Below are 20,607 nucleotides of genomic sequence, written 5' to 3' on the forward strand. Positions count from 1 at the left end.
AAATCTAGCGTGAAAACAAGGGATGGTATGCAAGACACCCCATCCCCATTCTCACTCATGGCATTTTTAGTTAGTTATTTTAGATGCGACATACGCCAAATCCGTAATGTCAATCTTCTGATCGCCGTTCAGATCGGCGATCTTGGCCTTCACCCAATCAGGGCTGGTGGAGTCCTTGCCGTAATGGTAAGCAACAATCGCAAGGTCGCCCACATTGACAATTCCGTCGTTGTTTAGATCCGTGGATACTTCTTTAATTACTGCGGACTTGAAGGTATCGACCGCACGGATCAGATCGGTTACGGCGTCGTCAACCTGAGACTGTGTCGCGCTCGAGTTGTCTTTAACCGCTTTGGCTGCGTTAATCGCAATGCCGAAGGCATCTTTGGCCGCTTGCGGATATTGGCCAGGCAGAGTACCCACGACTGCAGTGGCATACAAGTTCTGCGCATTCGTAATCGTTGCGTTCAGCGCGGTCTTGTCTACGCCCACATCGATGCTTCCTACAGAAATGACCTTAAGGTCCAGTGCCGCCTGGATCACGGCTCCCTCGGACGTTCCCAACTCTGCCCGGGTCACCGCTATCGTTCCACTCGTGTTCTGGACACCGGCCTTTACCTTGAAGGTTAGATTCAGAACCGGCGTGCTCGCTCCAGATACCCCTCCGATATTGACGGTAATGAGTCTAACTTTTCCCGCAGTGGCTTTGTCCTCTGTCACATTCTGGATGTTCTTGTCTGCACCTGCCGCACTCACATATTCAAATACGTTGGAATCATAGGTCAGGGTGATGTCCTCAGCATAAACACTTTGTTCAACGTTGTTCAGGCTTACTGCCACTGTAAAGCTGCTTCCAGGATTCACACTGCTGTCTGCTGAAAGTGCAGCTGTAGGTACTTGAGGCTCAACGGATGGTGTTACCGTTACATTACTTACCGCTGTTTGATTACCATCTGCTGTTGTTACCGTAATAACTGCATTTCCTGCAGCTATTGCATGAACGGTTACACTTGTTGTACCTGTTGAAGAATCATAAACAGCACCCGTTACGGTTGCAACACCTGTATCGTTTGATGAGAAGGTTACTGTTTTGTTTGTTGCATCTGCAGGGGTTATTGTTGCAGTAATGGTTTCGGTTGAACCTGTCGCCAAGCTTAATGTACTCTTGTCAAGTGTTACTCCTGTCACGGCTACATTGTTGGATGGCCAGACAGGATCTGCGGTTGAGTTGCTTGTGGTTAAATAGATCTGGTCTATTGCAAGTCCATCTTCCCTTCCCCAGAAGTTCAATTCATGCACGCCAGCAGTAACATTCAAAGTAGCTCCACCAAATATACCGCCGCTGTTACCACTGATATTAGCCCATTTAAACTGACCACCGCTAACACCCTCAATACCATTGCTAGTGAATTTATACTGATTATCTAATCCAACATGGATGGAGTCCGAATCGAATCCAAGCGTCTTGACAAGTATCCAAACGTTGTAGGTTCCTGCAGTCGTAAAGTTGATTTTATACCCAAGTCTGGAATTGGCAGCGAGAGAGGCTGCATCCGTAGCTGACGCAGTGAACCCATTGTTAGGCCCGAAAAACATAGCTTTCGTGGACTTTCCGTCAACAAGCGACCAGGTATGGTCGTTTATGGTGCCATATACATAGGCAGTGACTGAGTTTTCTGCTGCTGTTTCGACCTCAATGGCCACTACGGCAGGCATATTGACAGCTACAGTAATTTGAGCTGTTACAGCAGCGCCCAATGCCCCCTTAAAGCTTACAGTAACATTGGTTGTTCCCATTGCTTTAGCCGTTATTGTACCGCCAGCAACATCTGCAATAGCAGGACTTGGATTGCTATAAGTTGCTGTTTTTGTTACATCTTCCGTCTGTCCATCAACATATTCTGCTGTTACTTTAAATGTTGCAGTTTTGCCAGAATCCAACACAACTGAAGCATTGTCAACGGTAATCTTCTTTACCGTCAGTTCACTGTTCAAATCTTTCACAAGCATATTAAGAGTGTCAGATTTTCCACCGTAGTTTACGTCAATGCTTGTGGAGCCATAGCCCACCCCAGTGACAACTCCGTTATTTATGCTTACAATACCGCTTTGTGCCGGTGTTGCAACGGCCTGAGCAGTAACATCTGTACTTGTTCCATCGGCGTATATGGCTGAAACCTTCATGTTTGCATGATTGGTTCCTGCAACAATATCAATCTTTTGTTTATCGATGGATGCGTTGATTGCAACTAGATCATGAGCAGCGCTCTTTTGCTCGAACTGCCAAGAATCTACCTTGAAGAGATTACCAGTTGATGCTCCCTTGTATACCATGTATAGATCATGGACTCCTGTAGCACCAGAAACACTTGTTGTTTTTGTCTTCCAACTATTTTCTCCGCCTGTGTTGGAAATTGGAAGTGTCCCGATCAATGTGCCATCAGCACTATCAAGATACAGCTCTATGTTTCCGCCGCCCGAACCACTTGCAACATTGGCTTTAAATGTTCCGGCGCCTGTAGCTCCAAAATCAACTTTGGATACGGCCGTCCAGTCCCCATCATTTATGTTGCTCACAGCCAGGTTTATACTGCTTACCATACCTCCGGGTTCGGTACTGCTTTCAGTGGATATTCCTCCATTCCAACCTATGGTTTCAGCCTCAACCCTTGTATAGGGATCAAGATTTTTTAACTGCGGAACACCTTTATAATCACCTGTAATATTCTGAATGACTCCGTTTGCATCAAAACTTACCTTATTGATGTGTGCGTTACGGTATCCATGAGGTTGCCCGCTCATTTGTGGATATGAACCACTCTCTGCCATTGCTTTTGCAAGGGTCTGCGCGTGGTAAGTAATGTACCATTGGCCTTTAAATTCAAACATGGCATGATGATTGTTGCCACCGACACCGAAGAAAACAACAGGGTTAGGTAATATGGTTTTTACATAGGTGAATGGACCCAATGGATGATCACTCACCATATAAGCAATCGTTCCTGTTGGAATATCCGTCGGGTGTTGACCGGAAAAGTTTGTACTATAGGAGTAGTAGTATTTTCCGTTGTATTTGTTGATTCCCGAATCCTCAAACAGCCAAGGCGGATTAATCGGTTGAGCTTTACCGCCGCTGGCTGCCAAATCAAGGCTGATCATATCATCGCTAAGCTTTGCAACACGTGCGGTTCCCGGATCTTCATCCTTTCCGGCCGGAATCCCCCCGCCAAAATAAATGTATCCGCTTCCATCATTGTCAATAAGTACGGCAGGATCAAAGAGCCATGTGACATTCTCGACACCGGAAGTACTTTTGCTGATTAGTGGTTTACCAATCGGATCCGAAAACGGTCCGATCGGACTATCCGCTGTGAGCACACCAATGCCGCTTGCATTATCCGCAAAATATAGGAAAAACTTTTCCTTTCCATTAATCGTTTTATGAGCAGCTGCCGGCGCCCATGAGTTATTTGCCCATTTCGCCGCACCTTTTGCTCCGGCTGCAAGTATTTCACCATGATCTGTCCAGTTCACCATATCATCTGATGAAACAACTGTGATTTTATTAATCGAACTATAGCCGTTGTCCTTAACTTTTCCGTTAGCATCATACTCTAATACGTCGTTTGTCATGTATACATATACTCTGCCGTCATACACCATAGCATATGGGTCAGCACCAAACTTTTGTGTAAAAAGCGGATTGCCGTTGCCAGGCATTTTAGCCAGTGCTGGAGTGAGCGTAGTTGCTGCAGATGTTCTTTCCGCAAAGGGGCTTAATGAGATTACAAGTGTGACAACTATCATCATAGCTATAAATCGTTTCCAAATGATCATGTTATATTCCCCGCCTTCATTTTTATTTTGATTCACTGTGCCTTTGAATTTCTAAATCATTGACAGCACATCACTCTCTCAAAAACCATCACCTCCTTTCACTGCTGATTAAGCTAATTGTTCATTATCCGATAAATAATAACTGCAGCTTCCGCTCTTATTGCCTTACCATTTGGTTTAATCATGCCATTGTCACCCTTGATTATTCCTTCTTTGGCCATTTGGCCCAACTGTCTTGCAGCATATGTTGCTACCTCTCCGGAATCACTAAAGTGACTTAGATCTGAAGCTGATTCATCCAGCGGTTTTCCGGAGATCTTCATTGCTCGAGCAGCCAACACCATCATATCCTGTCTGGAAATACTCTTCTTCGGCTCGAACCGGTTGTCTTCTAATCCCTGAGCAATCCCAAGTTTTTTCGCAATTCCTACCTCTTTATAATAATAGTCGGACTGTTTGATATCATTGAAATTGCCATCGACTGTTGCACTTAGCTTCAATGCTCTAATTAGCAGACTAATGAAATCTGCCCTTGTAATATTGGCTCCCGGATTAAAGGTAGTAGCGGAAATTCCCTTGATTATTCCCGAAACCATTAGAGATTCGATCTCCTTCTTGGCCCAGTCATAACCCGATAGATCGTTAAAAATGGTATAGATAAACGTTGTTGCTGTTAATTTAGGATCAAGTGCCTTTACATAGGCTAGCTTAATTTTCGCATCTCCTCGTGCCTTCCCTTTGAAGACGATATTACTCAAGACTGTATTTCCCTGTTCTCCAGATTTGTTCCCAATATGGGTGAAGGCGATCATCATTCTTCCGTTATCTATCTTTGGAGGAATAAAAAAGCCCTTCAACCTTGATTCTGCCTTATCGAACTCTACTTGTTTAGGATCATACGTAATCAAAGCTTCATAGGCATAGAGACCATTTAAGTTGTTTCCATTCAACGTAACTTCAAGTTTTTGATCAGGGACAGCGATTTCTGCTTTCATACTAAGACTAAAGTCGGTAGTTCTTACCTCGGCAAACACTACATTCGGAATGAAAATAGCTGCTACCATAACTGCAATAATTGATTTTAAAATGATAAAATTCTTTATTCTCATATCCATCTCCCTTTCATCAGAACAGTGGAGGAATGTAGCATCCCTACACCAAATAGTAGAAAAACTTATATTCAAGTATTTGTAAGCGCTTTTAAAAATGAATATACTGACACTAGTAACACACAAAACTCATATGCTGCTTCACCTCCTCAAACTTATTAATTTTTATCCAAGCTGTTCCATACCAGTAATCATCATGCTTAATCAATCCCTTATAATTTGTTTTTATTATAACTTCCTCAATGGAAGATCACGATGTGATTTTATCTTGAAAAAGTTTAAATTTTTATGCGAATATGAATAAATTGATTACCCAAAATATGAATTGACACAGGCAAGTGGCGGAGAGGGTATATTTATTAAGTCAAAGAAATGTTACAGAGCATATAAAAAAGTACAAGGAGTGATGACACCATCCTTGTACTTTTATAATTAGATTGCATCTTCGTTCTCAAGCAAGTAACTATCATATTAAATTTTGACATCTCTTTTTTTAATGATTCGCCTTACCTTCTTTAGCTTAGTTACAATATCTTAGTATTCATCCTTCTTTCTATCGAGTTCAACATTTAATAAAGCCAGATCGGTTGGAGCATCAATTCCCTCCAAGTAACCTTTAATTCGTTCCAACATATTCTCAATTATTAGTTTTTCATCAAATAAATGTTTTTCTTCTTTTCTTAAAACCTCTATGAGTCAGCATCTGGTAGTGATTCATAATTACCAATAATAAAATCAGCAATATTTAATTCTAACCTTCTCATACTTTTATTAGTTGGCAAATCAATTATGACTTGTTTTAATGCCTTATTTAATTCAAGTCTAATCTTAAATTTATCACAATAATATTTATCAATGTATTCCTTAGATTTAATTACAGCTGTATCAGTGTTATCCATATACTTTTCCAAAATTCGTGAGTATTCCGATCTACTGATTCCCTTCTTTTTCAATAATTCTTCATAGGTTTTTACTTCTAGCTCATATGATGCCTTATCAAATATCACAGAAGAGAGTATTAGTATTCGCCATTGCTGTCTAATTTTCATTTACATTAGACAAAACAATCCTTTTTTTGGTTCATTTAAATACTTAAACTTTTACTCACGCTTTGATATAGCTGTTTAATATAATCGTCTCTATTTTAGTTCAACTTTCCGCTTTACATGCAGCAGATGGAAGATTTCTTGTCCATATCAGCCAAATATAGTCTTTCTTTTTGTATCCAGTCTATTCAGTTGTCGTAATATCTCCTAGTACCGGTTCTTACCGGCGTGTTCCAGAACAGATCGACGCTCGCACGTGCATAAGGTCCCGTTGCGGCAAGTGATGCCATGGCATTCGTAGACAGTAGACCAACGGATGCAACGCCTTCTCTTCAAAGGGCTCACCCGCTACGGTATATCTACGGTAGTCTTGAGGCAACGTTAGTGGCAACTCGATAGGAGTCACTGAAAAAGTGCCCATAGCCCCTTTCATTGTTCAGCGTTCCATCATAATAAGCATATTCTGGCGCTAGCCCCGTCACAGGATGGCAAGCTCTTGTCAGATACCCACGCCTCTGTCCAGAACGGACGATCTTCCGGGTAAGCCCAGAGTGCGAACAACACATAGAAATGGGGTAGTTGATATGATGGATCGGAATAGTCACAGTTCGGTATGAACTTGATCAGCTTGTTGTGTGGATCCCACATTGGATGTCCAATACCGTCCTGAGCTTTGTGAAGACAAGTGCGCAGCAAATCGCGCGCCTGTGTACCATAATTGAATGGAGCATTCATTGCCATCTCCCGAACGGTGGATGCGAAGAACAGTGCCATCGCGAAAAACTCCTCACTGTCTGGAGCGGGTCCGTGCGCCAGCCGCGAACCATCGTTGTTACAAGACCAGACGAAATATCCAGCATTCTCACCAGAATCCATATACATATAACTCGCCACGCATTATAATTCACTTTTAGGGGGTGAATATCCAAATAATTGAAATTGTTTTATTTTTATAATTTTCCTATAGGAGGTTCAAGAAATGAGTAGCATTCTCAAAAAAGTTATCTCTACCGTACTCGCAGCAGATTTGATTATCCCGTCAGGCATAATCTCACTGAAGGCTCAAGCGGCATCACCGGATATTCCAGTACTTTTGTACCATCGGGTGCTACCCAATCCGAGTAATGAGTGGACCGATACAAGTGTAGAAAATTTCGAGAAACACATGCAATACCTTGTTGAAAACGATTATAAAACCTTGTCTGCAGAAGAGTATGTAAATATTATGCAAGGTAATGCTACAGCACCCGAAAAACCGATTCTACTAACATTTGACGATGCTACACCAGACTTTCTTGCTAATACAGTGCCGATATTGAATAAGTACCGCATGAATGCAGTTCAATTCGTTGTTAGTGACTGGATTGGTGCCGGATTTAGTATGTCCCAAGCTGATTTGCAAGCAGTTGCAAAACTTCCTAATATCAGCCTTCAGAATCATTCTAAAAAACATACAGAAAATGCTTGGAAGACTATAGAACAGTCAGAAGCCTCAGCCGAAATAGCCGAAGCTAATGCTTTCATTAAAACTGTTACGGGCAAAGATCCTATTCTTTTGGCTTATCCGTATGGCGATTATAATGCGGATGTTCAAGCCGCAGCTGCAGCCAACGACATTCAATACTCCTTTAAAGTAGGCTATCCGAATCAAGGCGATCATGCAATAGGCCGTCATTACATTAAGATGAGCACTACCCTAAACGAAATCGCTAAATGGATTGGCGGACCAGCACCTGTAGAAGAACCAGGAACACCGGTAGAACAAGATGTCGTTTACCACGAAACCTTTGCGAAAGGTCAAGGCCTGTCTGGAACCCCTATCCTAAACAATCCCAAATCAACATCATGTACTCCCCTTTTCGTTTTATCTACTGCTTCAATTTTAAAGTTCGTTGCCCATTCTTGGTATGCACCTTTTCTCTTCTTTTCACAACGATATACATAGCAGGAACAACGATCAAGGTCAACAAGGTAGAATACAGCAGTCCCGAAATAATAGCTACAGCCATTGGCTTGTACAGAGATCCACCACCAATAGCCATTGGAGTTAAAGCCCCCACCGCAGTAAATGTTGTAATCAATATCGGTCGTAACCTGACTTTACCGACATTTGATACAGTTCATGTACAACAATTCCTGTTAAACTCACAATCCTTATAAATGCCATGAAGCCTAATGGCGAATTTGTTAAAAACAATCCAATTAATGCACCGCCCAAAACCAAGAAAACGGACAATAATATGATGATCGGTATAGATAACGACTTAAACTGCATAACCATCAAAATATAAATAAGTAATATAACTAAAATCCATAGCTTAACGATTGAATTGAACGCAGTATCTCTCTGCTCATTCTCACCGCCAACAAATACAGAGTAGTTCTTAGGATATCTAACTCTCCTAATTTATCATTCAATTCGCCAAAAATGGCCCGTAACCTGAGCTTCTCATATTTTTACCAAACCGCGGTGCTGAGCGCCGCGCTTGCCTTGCAAAATACCAATGTGATGGCCGAATCGATGGGGCTCGGAGCCGTGATATCGGATGAATTAACGAGGCCCTGCCCGCACTAGACGAATGGCTTGGCCTGCCGGACTTCGTCATTCCTTTGGCAGGTCTTGCAGTAGGCGTTCCCGACGAGTTCCCCGAGCAAAAGCCGCGGCTGCCGCGGTCCGCCGTCTTTTTTTGAAAACCGGTATGACCGGGAAATCGAGGAGTACTACGGCGCACGAACGAATAATAACCAAAAGGCAAGCTGGTCCGGGAAATTCATCGCCATGCTGGATAAAGATTTGCCGTTAGTGGGTATACGGAATACGTAAAAGGCAATGGACTTGATTTGAAATAGTGAGAATCATGTATAAAGAGTATGTTGACCTTATCCTATAGCTTCTTATCCCTGTAACGCGCAAAATCCACAACGATCGAACCCCTGACCTCATCGCTGCCAGCGATGAGGTCAAACTATAGGTCCTCACCATCAAAGTTTTGAAATCAGTCCAACTAACTCCGACTATAAACACCGTACTTAGAGTTGGACTAAGACTTCGTTACCTTTTTGAAAAATTAATTAAGCATTGTTTCATTTAGCATTAATAGATATCGGAGTGAACTATAATGGATAAGACTGTTTTGGTTACTAAATCGGTTGGTAATATACAGACCCAATTGTTTGCAACTAAAGTATTTTATGAATGTCATTATGTTTCTGGTCCGTTATCAGCTCAACACTGTGAAGCAAACAACCTATTCCATCATCTGGTGAGAACTGAATTGGATAATTTATTGGATATCCGTTTTGAAATCTGGAGTAGATACGCATTCACCCCACTTTATCTGCGGACTGCTCCAAATCCTTGCTTATCAATGGAACTATAAACAAACGCTCTATTTCACTGGCAGGAATAGGCTTACTGAAATAATACCCTTGAATATCATCGCAACCGTTCTCCATTAGCCACTGAATTTGCTCCTTCGTCTCCACGCCTTCCGCAATTACACTCATCTTAAGATTGTTCGCCATCGTAATAATTGTGGCTACGATCGCACGATCCTCATCATTTGTCGTTATATCATTAATGAAGGAACGGTCAATTTTGATCTTATGAATCGGGAATAATTTCAAGTAACTGAGCGAACTGTAACCTGTCCCGAAATCATCCATGCTAAGTCTTATACCCAGACCCGATAACTCACTCAAAATTTGACTCGAGCGAGCAACATCCATCATCATACTTTCTGTTATTTCAAGCTCCAGAAACTTCGGGGATAATCTTGTCTCATTCAATATGTTCTCTACATCTTTGACGAGGTGCTTTTGATGGAATTGCTGTGTGGAGAGATTTACAGATACAGGAATATTCCAATAATACTGCTGCTGCCATTGCTTCATTTGAAAACATGCCTCTCGTAAAACCCAAGCACCGATTTCATCGATTAAGCCTGTCTCCTCAGCAATTGGAATAAAAATTTCTGGTGAAATGATACCTTTCTTCGAATGCTTCCATCTTAATAAGGCCTCTACTCCGATGATTTGCATCGTTCTTAGATTAATTTGAGGCTGGTAATGTATTAGTAGTTCATTTTGTATTATCGCTTTACGGAGGTCTGCTTCAAGTTCTACTTTCTCCATCACATGTTCATCCAATTGGCTAGAATAATACTGAAAACCATTTTTTCCGTTGCGCTTGACTTCATACATTGCTGTATCCGCATTTTTGATTAGTTGCTCCGCTTCCACTCCATGCTCTGGGTAAATCGCAACGCCTATGCTGGCTGATACATAGAAGTCACTATCTTTTAGGCGGTAAGGCATTTGAATGAGGTCTATTAATCGTTCTGCGATCCGAGTATACGTATCCTTGACCTGGTCTGCATGACAGATAAGAGTAAACTCATCTCCCCCCATTCTAGCAATCGTCACCTGCATACCCGTGGTAGCACTGTGCAAACGCTCGGATACCATCAGTAGAAATTGATCGCCGTAAGAATGTCCTAGCGAGTCATTAATGATTTTGAATCGATCAATATCCAAGTACAGCAGAGCAAACTGCGTGTTCCCCAGTTTACAATGATGGATTACTTCCTCAAGTGTTACTTTTAATAGCCTTCGATTGGGTAAGCCTGTCAGTTCATCGTGGTAGGCCATATGCTGAATCTTTGCCTTCGACCGTTTCTCCACACTGATGTCCCTAAAAATGAGGTATGTTCCCTTAACTTCTCCTTCGACAATAACTGGAACGCATATTGAATTCAATTGAATAAGATGACCATCGCGATGAATAATCTCTGTTTCCATCGTCTGTAATTGCCCTTGCTGCAAAGAGGACATAAATAATTCTCTTGCCCGCTCTCGATACTGAACTGCAAAAAGCTCTAATAATACAGAAGCAGGCCTATTGAGATAATCGTTCATAGTGATTCCCATAATACGATTGACGGAAAGATTAATATCGATAATATTACTGTAAATATCCACGGTAATAATCCCATCCAGATGATTATCATATAATGATTTGTACCAATTTTCATAATTGATAATCTCATCGTCCTTGCTTGTTAGGCGCTTATCAAGAAATATACCGAACATGACAAAAGCCAGAATAATTAACGTCCCTAAAGCGATAATGTAGGCAAGTACCTCTTGATCTATCTTCATGCTCGATATTTCTACGCTTTTCCCAGGACGGAAACGAGCCGCTGCCATTCCGGTATAGTGCATGCCGGCAATTGCCGCGCCCATGACTATCCCGCTACCCAGCTTATAAAGTACACCTTTCCATGAATGTTCCTTACGAAAAAAGAACGAGAGCCACAAGGCCACAACTGAAGCGAAAAAGGCGATGGCAATGGACAAACTGAACAACCGAGGTTCGTAATAAATACTTACTCTCATTGCTGTCATCCCAATGTAATGCATCGATGCAATACCAATCGCCATTAACGTTCCACCTACTAATAATCTCTTGAAGCCAAGCTTATCTCTTCCAACGGCATATAGTGCAATAAACGACGATAGAATCGCAGTAATAATTGATATAACAACCCATACGAAATCATACGAGACAGGTGTGGAGAATTTGTAGGCAAGCATCCCAACAAAGTGCATCGACCAAATCCCAAATCCCATAAAAACTGCACCACCAATAAGCCATATCATTCGAATATTTCTACTTCTGGATGCACTGACTCTACCAGTTAAATCTAGTGCCACATATGAGGATACGACCGCAATTATATAGGACAATGCTACAATCGACATATTATAAGTGCCCTGTAAATGCTCCATCGTGTGATTCATCGACTTTTCCCTTCCTTCGGATCTTAGATGTGAAAAATGTGTGAAAGCATATACTTATTATCGGCACATTATGAATGATAATGAATGCAGATCGTAGAAAGACCGCGATTAACCAATCGTAATCCAAATGGATCATTTGCGCTTCATATTAATTTTCTAACAAAAGAAAACCGCCTACTTAAATAGGCGGTAAATTAAACTCGCATTTTCGGTTGTTTAAATATAAAGAATCCCATGTCGTACTTTTGGCGAAGCTATCTATACCGGCTTTGTTAGATGTCGTTATCTTGTTCCAGCGTAATCACTACATTTCCTTTTTTGTGTCCTTTTTCTACATATCGATGTGCTTCGGGAATTTGTGCCAGTGGATAACATCTATCTATGACTGATCGGATCTTCCCCTTCTCCAGAAGCTCTTTGAAGAAAATAATATCTTCCTTAAGGACCTTTGCGATCCCCTGACCATCTACGGTCAAGTATGTCCCGTTTCGTGTCAGTGCTTTCTTGCAATTCGATTTCGAGATTTTCCCAACGGCATCAAAGATGATATCAAACCGCTCTTCTCTTTCCGCAAAATCCTCTTTCGTGTAATCTATAACATGATCGGCTCCTAGTGATTTCACCAATTCTATATTCGTAGTACTGCATACCCCCGTAACTTCTGCCCCAAAGTACTTAGCAAGCTGTACGGCTGCAGTTCCAACCGCACCAGAAGCCCCATAGATGAGCACCTTCTGACCGCTCTGGATATTACCATTTCTAAAAAAATGTAATACTGTAGTTCCTCCGTAAAGAACAGAAGCGGCTTCCTTATAGGAGGTGTTGACCGGTTTAATTGCTATCATTCCATCTTCAGACAGACAAATGTACTCCGCATATGCACCAAATCGCATACCCCTAAATGCAAAAACCTGGTCACCTTTCTTGAATCGTTGTACATCTTTACCAATCGCTTCGATTTCTCCAGCTAACTCCACACCAAGAATTGGTTTTCTTGGTTTTATAATCCCTAATACTAAACGCATAGGAATCCAAAGTAAGACTGGACTATTGAAGGCTCTAACTCGAATGTCACCTGCTGTTACCGTTGTCGCATGAACCTTTACAAGTACTTCATTGCCCTTGGGTGTAGGTTTTTCTACCTCTTTAAGCTGAAGAACATCTGGTGATCCGTATTTTGTGCATATAATAGCTCTCATCACGAGTTACCTCCCTAAATTTCAATTTGCATTGAGTATATATGCAACCCGGTAATGAAATATAGATACTAAAGTATTGTTTATTGAAACTATTGTGAGCTTGCTATAGAGGAAAGGATTACAGTAATCCCAAGTTGCGAGCATATGTGACCGCATTATGGTATTCAGAACAATTGAAATCGGAGGAATTTGATGAAATAACTAAGGAAATGCCTATGCACACTAGTACGGCACACCCCTACGAATATATAAAAATAAAAGCCGACCCAAAGGTCGACTTTTATTTTTATGGAACCTAATGAACCTTCTCCGCTTACTTCATCGCTACTAGTAGAACAACGAGATTCCCTAGGTTAACATCTTAGTCCATACCATGTTCTTTACGGATCTTATACAATCCTTGAAGTAGTAGCTCTGATGGGTCACGATTCAATTGCAAATGTGTGAACAATAGATGTAATGGGAAAGCGCACACGTTATTTCCTTCTTTGATCGCAGGGAATCCAGCTTCGAAGATCGGGCCGTACTCTTGGTTCCAGCCTAGACCCGCATGTACTTCCTCGGGTGCAAATTCCTCACGTACTTCTTGTATACATTTGGGAACTAACACGTTATCAATGATTGCTTTCGCTTCGTCTTCGCTTGTGGCTGGTTCTGGTAGGGTTTTGCCTCCCTTAATCTTCATCAACTCAAAGAAGAAAGAAGCCATCCAAATTGCCGGATCATTGCCTGACTGGAATCTTGCAACCAATTCTCGAAGGAAGAAACCACAGGAATACACATCATCCGAATCATCCTTCACATGATACACAAAAACAGGACCATAAGCATCCAGATTCAGCACTTGTCCTTGGACTTCTTTAAAGTGCTTTTTCAAAGATACGATGCCGTTATGGTGAACAGCCTTTAGAAGCTCAACCATGTTTTCTTCAGACATCGTTTCTTGATTATTGTTTTCTTCTTCGCTGGTTGTCTCATTGTTCATTTTCATATTCATTTTATATTCACCCCACTTTCTATCATACCATTCAGTAGCTTGAACGGAAATAATAGAAATAGACAATTTTATTACCATGATATTTATAAGAAATAGCATCACTGCTCCTTAGTTGATAATGCTGAGAGTCGATCTACTATGTCCGACGCATGTATGCACGTACCGTAATGGGTGCAAAGATCGCAACAATAACCGCAGATCCAATCAGAGAAATGACTAGATCCCACCCTATCGTTCCAGCGTTGGCAAGATCTCTTACTGCAGTGACGAGATGCGAAATCGGATTGATATTAACAAACCATTGAAGCCAGTTCGGCATGGTATTGACTGGCACGAAGGCGTTGGATAGAAATGTGAGCGGAAACAGCACTATCATCGATATACCCTGTACGCTTGAGGCAGTACGAGCTATTACGCCGAAGAAGGCAAAAATCCAGCTAATCGACCAGGCACAGAAAACTACAAGAATCCCAGCAAGAGCGACGTGCTCCAGACCATCCTCGGGCCGATAGCCCATGATATATCCCATGGTTAAGGTAAGAATAGTAGCAATACTATATCGGATGGTATCTGCCAACAATGCTCCTGCCAATGGCGCAATACGCGCAATAGGCAATGACTTGAATCGATCAAATACACCTTTATCCATGTCCTCGCGCAATTGGACACCTGTGACAACTGAGGTAGTAATTACGGTCTGTACGAGTATACCTGGAATGATGACGGGCAAATAACTCACGATATCACCTGAGATTGCCCCACCAAAAATGTAGGTAAACATCAGGGTAAATATGATTGGCTGAAGTGTAACATCAAATAATTGTTCCGGTGTACGTCGAATTTTCAGTAGACCTCGATAGGCCATCGTCAACGAATTGCGAATTGTCTGTCTGAAGCTCGTGTGATTTTTTAGTTCACGATCGAAACCCGATTTAATTAAAGTACTTTTCATGCTTTTCCAACCTTCACTTTCTTCGATTCAAAGGATGCCGATACCGCATCCTCCTTAACACCATGACCCGTGATCGTTATTAGAAATACCTCATCAAGCGTCGGTTTTTGTACACTCATCTCAGCCAAGTGAATTCCCGCTTCACGCACAGCGATAAGAAGGTCTGTAACTAGGTCGGCGTTCGCCATCGGTGCTGTAATCTTTCCGACTTCGTACGATACATTTGACTGGATTTGGAGCACCCGTTCAACGATCTGACGGGCAACCTCGATGTCTTGTAAATTCTGGACACTCAATTGTAATGACGAAGTACCTACGGACGCCTTCAGTTCATCCACAGTGCCTTCAGCGACAACTCGGCCATGATCGATAACGGCGATCCGGTCTGCTAGTTGATCTGCCTCTTCGAGGTACTGTGTTGTAAGCAATATGGTTGACCCCGTCTTCACCAACCGACGAATTGTATCCCACATCTGTGTACGTGTGCGTGGATCTAACCCTGTAGTTGGCTCATCAAGGAAAATAAGGGGTGGCTGCGCAATGAGGCTTGCCGCCAGATCTAATCGACGACGCATGCCCCCGGAGAAGTTCTTCAACGGTCTCTTCGCAGCCTCCATCAAGCCAAATTCCTCAAGTAATTCGTCTGCCTTTTGCCGTGCTTCTACACGCCCCAAGCCTAGCAACTGAGAGAAGATGATCAGGTTCTCAGTAGCACTAAGTGATTCATCGACCGATGCATACTGACCTGTGACCCCGATCAATTGACGGACAATCTGCGACTCCTTCACCACATCGTGCCCGAAGATTCGCGCTGAACCTGCATCCGGACGAAGTAAAGTCGCAAGCATCCCAATTGTTGTGGTCTTACCTGCTCCATTCGAGACCAAGCACACCATAGATTGTACCGGCACGAACATTTAAATTTACGCCATCCACCGCCCGATTGTCTCCAAAATTCTTGACGAGTCCGCGCGCTTCGATGGCCCAATCACCACGGTCTGGCTCTATTATCCTTTTCTGTACATGAACCATTGCAATTCCTCCTATAAACTGTTTATACCGTGATGATAACTTACATTTGTAAACTGAATTTAAACAAAGATTGAAACTCAATTCAAAGGGGTCTTAATCATGCAAATTACTCCGAAGTCCATACTGAAATCCTAGGTTCACATCCTGTCTTCATTCATAATAAAGAAGATCTCATCTATGCAACCGCTTAGGAATCATGTTCATAGCACTCCTTTTCCCAGCTAAATGAAAAAAGGGCTCAACCCACGTATACACGAGGTTGAACCCAAAGATCAGTATAACTATTTCTTATTCCACGTCTTGAATGAATTTCTCCAATGCGGTAACATCCGTGATATTCTTATTGCATGTCTCGCTGTTTAGACACACATATTTACCAATTGCTTTGTAGTAATCCGGTGAAGCGTTAGCAGGTTTCGATTTCGTAGTGACCACACAAAACGCAACCTCTTCATGCCGATTACATAAACAGCAATAGCTTTTTTTATTCGCAGGAGTATATTTTCCTACTACACCTACGATTTGCCCATTCAGATGATACACGATGAACAATTTATTCGTTGCGATATCGATCCAGCCAAGATAAGTCATATAGCGGTAATCGATTTCAGCTAACTCGGGAACCTTTAACTTTTTGATTTTGGGAAAGAGCTTCTTAACTTGCGATTCCGTCAATGGGGCAAATTCCGCCATGTAAGGTACCAACGAACTCAAATAATGTTGGAATTCTCCAGGCGTATTTAACGTCGAAATCTTCTCCAATACCTGCTTTTGAAGATCATTCGTATCTGGTAATGCCTCCATAATTTTGGATTGCGCACTATATCTTACCGCGTCTATTACTTTGCGATCGGAAACAGTGTTACAAGCATGTTCTAGCAGACCAGTCTGCTTCTTAATTAAGTTATATTGATGGTTTCTAATGAATGGATTGACCATTGCTTTTCAGCTCCTTATTGTTTATTAACAAGAAAATAAGGTGCAAAGCCCACTATTAGAAACGATATAAGCACGCTTAGGCGATAATGCTAACGATAGCTGTTCACCCCATACAAAGTATCGCCCTAATATTAGGCTTTGCATGAGTCGGTATTAATCTGGCTAAATGATTGGCCATTCCTATCGCCTCCTTTGTTACTTAACATTATAAAATAACTCTATCCTTTACCGCAACTCCCCCCATACCCATACCTACTACTTCCTTCTGCTAGTTCCGCGGTCAAAGTGCCAGCGTCCTCAAAGGACAAATACAATATTTTGATGAGACACCCGATATCCTTAAAAGAAAGTAGTTCACTACAAATAGCAGATCAAGGTGTTATCCTTGACCTGCTATTTAGTCTTGTTTCTATGTTGGATACCTTAACTTCTTCCCTCGTAGTCTTATTCATCTGTCGAAAATTACTCTCTGTCTAATGAACGACCACAACTCACGTTCGGTATGCGGCGCCTAAATCTCATTCACACCCGACCTAGGAAATGTCTAGTGTCCTCGCTCGAATCAGTAACCAATTGACTTTCCAATTAGTCAAAGAAAATAAAATGAACGGGGATGGGATTAAAAGCCTTCTCATTCTTTAAATTTATCCATTGCAACATAACCTTGTAATTACCCACCGCTGGTTCTCTCCACTGCAAAGTATACTGCTTAGGGGAATCAGACAGCCCCATAGATGCTAAGATGCGCCCCTCTTCACTGCTTGGCCACAAACTGACTTTACCATCGTTATCCGTTTCTGCATTTGCTATTATTGTATCTCCATACAATAATACGAAATGCGCTGCTGGTGCTTTATTCCCTTCTTCAGTTCGTATACTTAAATCCAATCCAAGCTCAGTAGAACTCATGCTTGAATCGGGTGTATTCAATATATAATCTAGGGTTTCGCCCGCGTTCTCTTTAACAATAATATCTTCAACAGGCTCAGTCACTTCAAACTTCTTCCTCACAAATCCTAAAGATGTTTCTACCATAGCCCCGGCGCTTCCTTCGACATTAACTAATTCAATAGTTACGTCATATTTGCCTAGCGTATTCCAATGAGTTCGGAAATTGATTGGTGTTCCGCTCAAGTCCTTGAACGCATACGTACCTAATGTAACACTTTCATTATTGGTCAAGTTCCCGGAAGTGATTCTATCATTGAAACTGTAGTAATAACCTAGTCCAGTGAAATCTACGTCCTTCTCTGTGCTATAAGTGAGTTTAACCTTTACCTTTGTTTCCTCGGGTAAGGTGTCTGATTTGAAGCCAAAATCAAACATGTGGTCATTGCCCAACTGTACAGTATCCTGAAACGTCGAATCGATCACAACGCTAAAGTCCTTTGGCACTGGGTCAACTATCGGTGGATCTACAGGCGGTGTCACTGGTGGATCTACTGGTGGAATCACCGGAGGAGTAACAGGTGGTCCTGTTGGCGGAGTAACCGTCGAGCCTCCAGCATTATGACCTGAAGACAATGGTGGTGCAAGTTGCACACCTTGTATTTGAGCTTGCTCCTGCCCCCGCCTCATAGCCTCTTCCTTAAACCGAGCCTGTTCGGACTCGCTTAATTGATTTAAATAAGCCTCTTGTGCTTTTCGATCTTCCTCTTCCTTGGCTTTTCGATTATTTCCCTCTAATTGCTTACGCTTTTCTTCAGTAGCACTAAGCTGTTTCTTTAACTCCTCTTGCTTTTCAAGCAACTCTTGGCGTTTCTTCTCTTCTGCTGCCTTCTTCATCTCCGCTAATTTACGAAGCTCCTCTTCTTTCTTCTTCTGAAGTTCTGTATCCACTCCTGCAGAAGGATCTAACGGTGTAACGTGATTCAAATCTAGTTTCCGATTAGAATCTGTAATCTTTTGATTGGCCTCTTGGATTATTTTATCCATTTCCGTCACGGATATTTTATTTGATTTAATAGCTTGTAGGGCGATATTTGCAATCAGGGAATCTAGGTTACTTTTCACTTTAGCTAGTTCAGCCTCATCCTTATTCGACAGTGATGTGTTCGCGTCATTCCCAGTCGCTCCCCCAGCAATCTCCTGTTTCTTCTTGGCAATAAATTCTGCATTTTCTTGATCAATATCCGCCTTAGCTTGGATAATGGCTTTAATCACATCAGGAGTAACAGAATTAATAAAGCTTTCAATATCCATCATTGAGGGAATAGAAGGGGTCTTTCCTGAATCTATCGAACTCAGCTGAGTTGGTAAGAGATACGTGAGTACATTTTGAACAGATGAGTCTGTTGAATTGACCTGTACCACTCCTGCTCCTACCCAAATCATAGCCGTTCCTGTCAGTGGATCGACGCTCGTATAGAAATGTGTCCCTTTCACATGTACTTGTTGTTCAGGTGTGCTCCATTCAAATATGTCTTTCGTCTTCGTTAAATCGTGAACACTTAGATAAGCTCCACCCTTAACTAGCTGAAGTATTGTCGTTGAAAATACATCATTGGCCGTTAATGTCGTAATTTGGAGTTCACTATAGGGCGCAAGTGTAATACGATCTCCCTCGTCCTTAATGACAAGTACTAATCCACCCGAACCACTGATGATTGAATCTCCACTGTGTAATACCATCCCAGGGTATGCCGGTGTTTCACTTATTCCACCCTGCTTAATATATGCACTTCCATCTATACTCTCTATCGTCATGCCGCGAGCAGCCGATGCTGAGAATACGCCCCCCTCTTTCAGGCTAACTGAGGTCGATATCTGTGTTAAAATCGAAGCTGCAGCAGCTTCCTATGCTCCGACTGACCATACAGGCAACGTAATAGCAGCTGCCAGGACGATCCCCACTGTTGAATTCATCAACGGAGTCTTACGATGATTATTATGATTCAACATTCGCCTTTTCCCTCCCCATTAATCTCGGATGATCATTACTTTCTGATCTTGAATCCACTCTACATCCATGCCAAGCTGTTCAGCTAGCTCACGTATGGGTAGAAATAATTGATTGTTCGAGATATAGATCGCATCTGAAGGATTATTAAATACTAGCGTGAATTCTTTGTCATCTTTGCTTAAAGTGATATTCTCCCTCGTCGCATTGACCTTAACTTTTGGCATTAATGCATCTACTGCTCTCTTTGCTCATGAAGCGCGGATTACTTCTGTTCTTAAGCCCGCTTCCCTATCATCAGGAGATTACGAAGCGGATGGGCTTTCATCAGGTGGAAGGTGCCACCCATTTCGACTTTGGTCCAAATCTTCCGTCACCCACTTATCTACTCGACCTGCGTGGGGAAAGACAACGAAAGTATTTCGACCTCTTACTCCAACAGGTCGGTGTCTCCTTGGCTCCATTACTACCTGAAGGAATATTCAACTTCACAGGTAGAGAGCGTGAGGTAGCCCAACTCGTCATGTCAACCCAGTCCATCGCGGAAATTGCGGAGAGCTTAAATGTTACCGAAGCGGCGATCAAGAAGCACCTCGGCAGAATTTACAAGAAAGCGGAAGTACGTGGTAAAATACAACTTCTCAAGAAACTGATGGAAGTAGCTAATGTCCGCTAGCCGCCATTAATATAACTTTAGATTATTATTTATCGAAAGGTTTCTACTTTCATTTTCCTATCTCACTGACCGAAGATTTCAGATTCATAAAGAAGGATTAACTTAAACCTTGAGCGCAT

14 protein-coding genes and 2 pseudogenes are annotated in these 20,607 nt (G+C 42.1%); 2 read left to right on the plus strand and 14 right to left on the minus strand.

The window, feature by feature from the left end:
- Window positions 1-66: 66 nt before the first annotated feature.
- The 4 genes and pseudogenes from PBAT_RS26265 to PBAT_RS24985 all read right to left on the minus strand — a co-directional run.
- The gene (locus PBAT_RS26265) at window positions 67-3,873 is read right to left on the minus strand and encodes a carbohydrate-binding protein (RefSeq protein WP_149466350.1); all 3,807 of its coding nucleotides are present in this window, start codon (window positions 3,871-3,873) and stop codon (window positions 67-69) included.
- A gap of 77 nt (window positions 3,874-3,950) precedes the next feature.
- A complete protein-coding gene (locus tag PBAT_RS21590; protein ID WP_068652755.1) occupies window positions 3,951-4,946 on the minus strand; it encodes an S-layer homology domain-containing protein in 996 nt (331 codons plus the stop codon).
- A gap of 689 nt (window positions 4,947-5,635) precedes the next feature.
- Window positions 5,636-5,995: a hypothetical protein gene (locus PBAT_RS21595; protein WP_068652756.1), complete on the minus strand. Its 360-nt coding sequence runs from the start codon at window positions 5,993-5,995 to the stop codon at window positions 5,636-5,638.
- Window positions 5,996-6,180: 185 nt separating this feature from the next.
- Window positions 6,181-6,880, minus strand: a pseudogene (locus PBAT_RS24985) (glycosyl hydrolase family 8); the annotation flags it as partial.
- A gap of 91 nt (window positions 6,881-6,971) precedes the next feature.
- Here PBAT_RS24985 and PBAT_RS21605 point away from each other — a divergent pair.
- Complete coding sequence (locus PBAT_RS21605; RefSeq protein WP_068652758.1) at window positions 6,972-7,937, plus strand: polysaccharide deacetylase family protein; 966 nt, start codon at window positions 6,972-6,974, stop codon at window positions 7,935-7,937.
- Here the strand turns inward: PBAT_RS21605 and PBAT_RS26270 are convergent.
- The 10 genes and pseudogenes from PBAT_RS26270 to PBAT_RS21645 form a co-directional block, all read right to left on the minus strand.
- Entirely contained in the window at window positions 7,861-8,052 is a 192-nt protein-coding gene (locus PBAT_RS26270) for a hypothetical protein (protein ID WP_276326605.1), read from the minus strand. The two genes, PBAT_RS21605 and PBAT_RS26270, sit on opposite strands and share 77 nt — an antisense overlap.
- A gap of 17 nt (window positions 8,053-8,069) precedes the next feature.
- Entirely contained in the window at window positions 8,070-8,399 is a 330-nt protein-coding gene (locus PBAT_RS26275) for an efflux RND transporter permease subunit (protein ID WP_276326606.1), read from the minus strand.
- A 917-nt stretch (window positions 8,400-9,316) separates the two neighbouring features.
- Window positions 9,317-11,794, minus strand: a complete 2,478-nt coding sequence (locus PBAT_RS21610; RefSeq protein ID WP_246168255.1) for an EAL domain-containing protein — start codon at window positions 11,792-11,794, stop codon at window positions 9,317-9,319.
- A gap of 272 nt (window positions 11,795-12,066) precedes the next feature.
- On the minus strand, window positions 12,067-12,993 hold the full coding sequence (locus PBAT_RS21615) for an NAD(P)-dependent alcohol dehydrogenase (protein WP_068652759.1): 927 nt from the start codon (window positions 12,991-12,993) through the stop codon (window positions 12,067-12,069).
- A 361-nt stretch (window positions 12,994-13,354) separates the two neighbouring features.
- Entirely contained in the window at window positions 13,355-14,068 is a 714-nt protein-coding gene (locus tag PBAT_RS21620; RefSeq protein WP_248912453.1) for a hypothetical protein, read from the minus strand.
- Between the two features lie 58 nt (window positions 14,069-14,126).
- Window positions 14,127-14,942, minus strand: coding sequence for an ABC transporter permease (locus PBAT_RS21625; protein WP_068652760.1), 816 nt, complete (start codon window positions 14,940-14,942; stop codon window positions 14,127-14,129).
- Window positions 14,939-15,974: pseudogene (locus PBAT_RS21630) on the minus strand (ATP-binding cassette domain-containing protein). Before PBAT_RS21630 ends, PBAT_RS21625 begins: the two are co-directional and overlap by 4 nt.
- A 288-nt stretch (window positions 15,975-16,262) precedes the next feature.
- Window positions 16,263-16,913 (minus strand): FusB/FusC family EF-G-binding protein, encoded by a 651-nt coding sequence (locus PBAT_RS21635; RefSeq protein ID WP_068652761.1) that lies wholly within the window; start codon window positions 16,911-16,913, stop codon window positions 16,263-16,265.
- Window positions 16,914-17,498: 585 nt separating this feature from the next.
- Window positions 17,499-19,619 (minus strand): FecR domain-containing protein, encoded by a 2,121-nt coding sequence (locus PBAT_RS21640; RefSeq protein WP_068652762.1) that lies wholly within the window; start codon window positions 19,617-19,619, stop codon window positions 17,499-17,501.
- A 213-nt stretch (window positions 19,620-19,832) separates the two neighbouring features.
- Entirely contained in the window at window positions 19,833-20,039 is a 207-nt protein-coding gene (locus PBAT_RS21645; protein ID WP_068652763.1) for a stalk domain-containing protein, read from the minus strand.
- 26 nt (window positions 20,040-20,065) lie between these two features.
- On the opposite strand from PBAT_RS21645, the gene PBAT_RS21650 reads away from it, so the two are divergent.
- On the plus strand, window positions 20,066-20,488 hold the full coding sequence (locus PBAT_RS21650; RefSeq protein WP_169810155.1) for a helix-turn-helix transcriptional regulator: 423 nt from the start codon (window positions 20,066-20,068) through the stop codon (window positions 20,486-20,488).
- The last annotated feature ends 119 nt before the right edge of the window (window positions 20,489-20,607 follow it).

This window comes from Paenibacillus antarcticus (assembly GCF_001637225.1).
Taxonomy (GTDB): Bacteria; Bacillota; Bacilli; order Paenibacillales; family Paenibacillaceae; genus Paenibacillus_AQ; species Paenibacillus_AQ antarcticus.

Excerpts from the sequence above, each read along its gene's own strand:
- PBAT_RS21590 (WP_068652755.1), bottom strand. The coding sequence starts at position 4,946 with ATGAGAATAAAGAATTTTATCATTTTAAAATCAATTATTGCAGTTATG.
- PBAT_RS21595 (WP_068652756.1), bottom strand. The coding sequence starts at position 5,995 with ATGAAAATTAGACAGCAATGGCGAATACTAATACTCTCTTCTGTGATA.
- PBAT_RS21605 (WP_068652758.1), top strand. The coding sequence starts at position 6,972 with ATGAGTAGCATTCTCAAAAAAGTTATCTCTACCGTACTCGCAGCAGAT.
- PBAT_RS21610 (WP_246168255.1), bottom strand. The coding sequence starts at position 11,794 with ATGAATCACACGATGGAGCATTTACAGGGCACTTATAATATGTCGATT.
- PBAT_RS21615 (WP_068652759.1), bottom strand. The coding sequence starts at position 12,993 with ATGAGAGCTATTATATGCACAAAATACGGATCACCAGATGTTCTTCAG.
- PBAT_RS21620 (WP_248912453.1), bottom strand. The coding sequence starts at position 14,068 with ATGGTAATAAAATTGTCTATTTCTATTATTTCCGTTCAAGCTACTGAA.
- PBAT_RS21625 (WP_068652760.1), bottom strand. The coding sequence starts at position 14,942 with ATGAAAAGTACTTTAATTAAATCGGGTTTCGATCGTGAACTAAAAAAT.
- PBAT_RS21635 (WP_068652761.1), bottom strand. The coding sequence starts at position 16,913 with ATGGTCAATCCATTCATTAGAAACCATCAATATAACTTAATTAAGAAG.
- PBAT_RS21640 (WP_068652762.1), bottom strand. The coding sequence starts at position 19,619 with ATGACGATAGAGAGTATAGATGGAAGTGCATATATTAAGCAGGGTGGA.
- PBAT_RS21645 (WP_068652763.1), bottom strand. The coding sequence starts at position 20,039 with ATGCCAAAAGTTAAGGTCAATGCGACGAGGGAGAATATCACTTTAAGC.
- PBAT_RS21650 (WP_169810155.1), top strand. The coding sequence starts at position 20,066 with ATGAAGCGCGGATTACTTCTGTTCTTAAGCCCGCTTCCCTATCATCAG.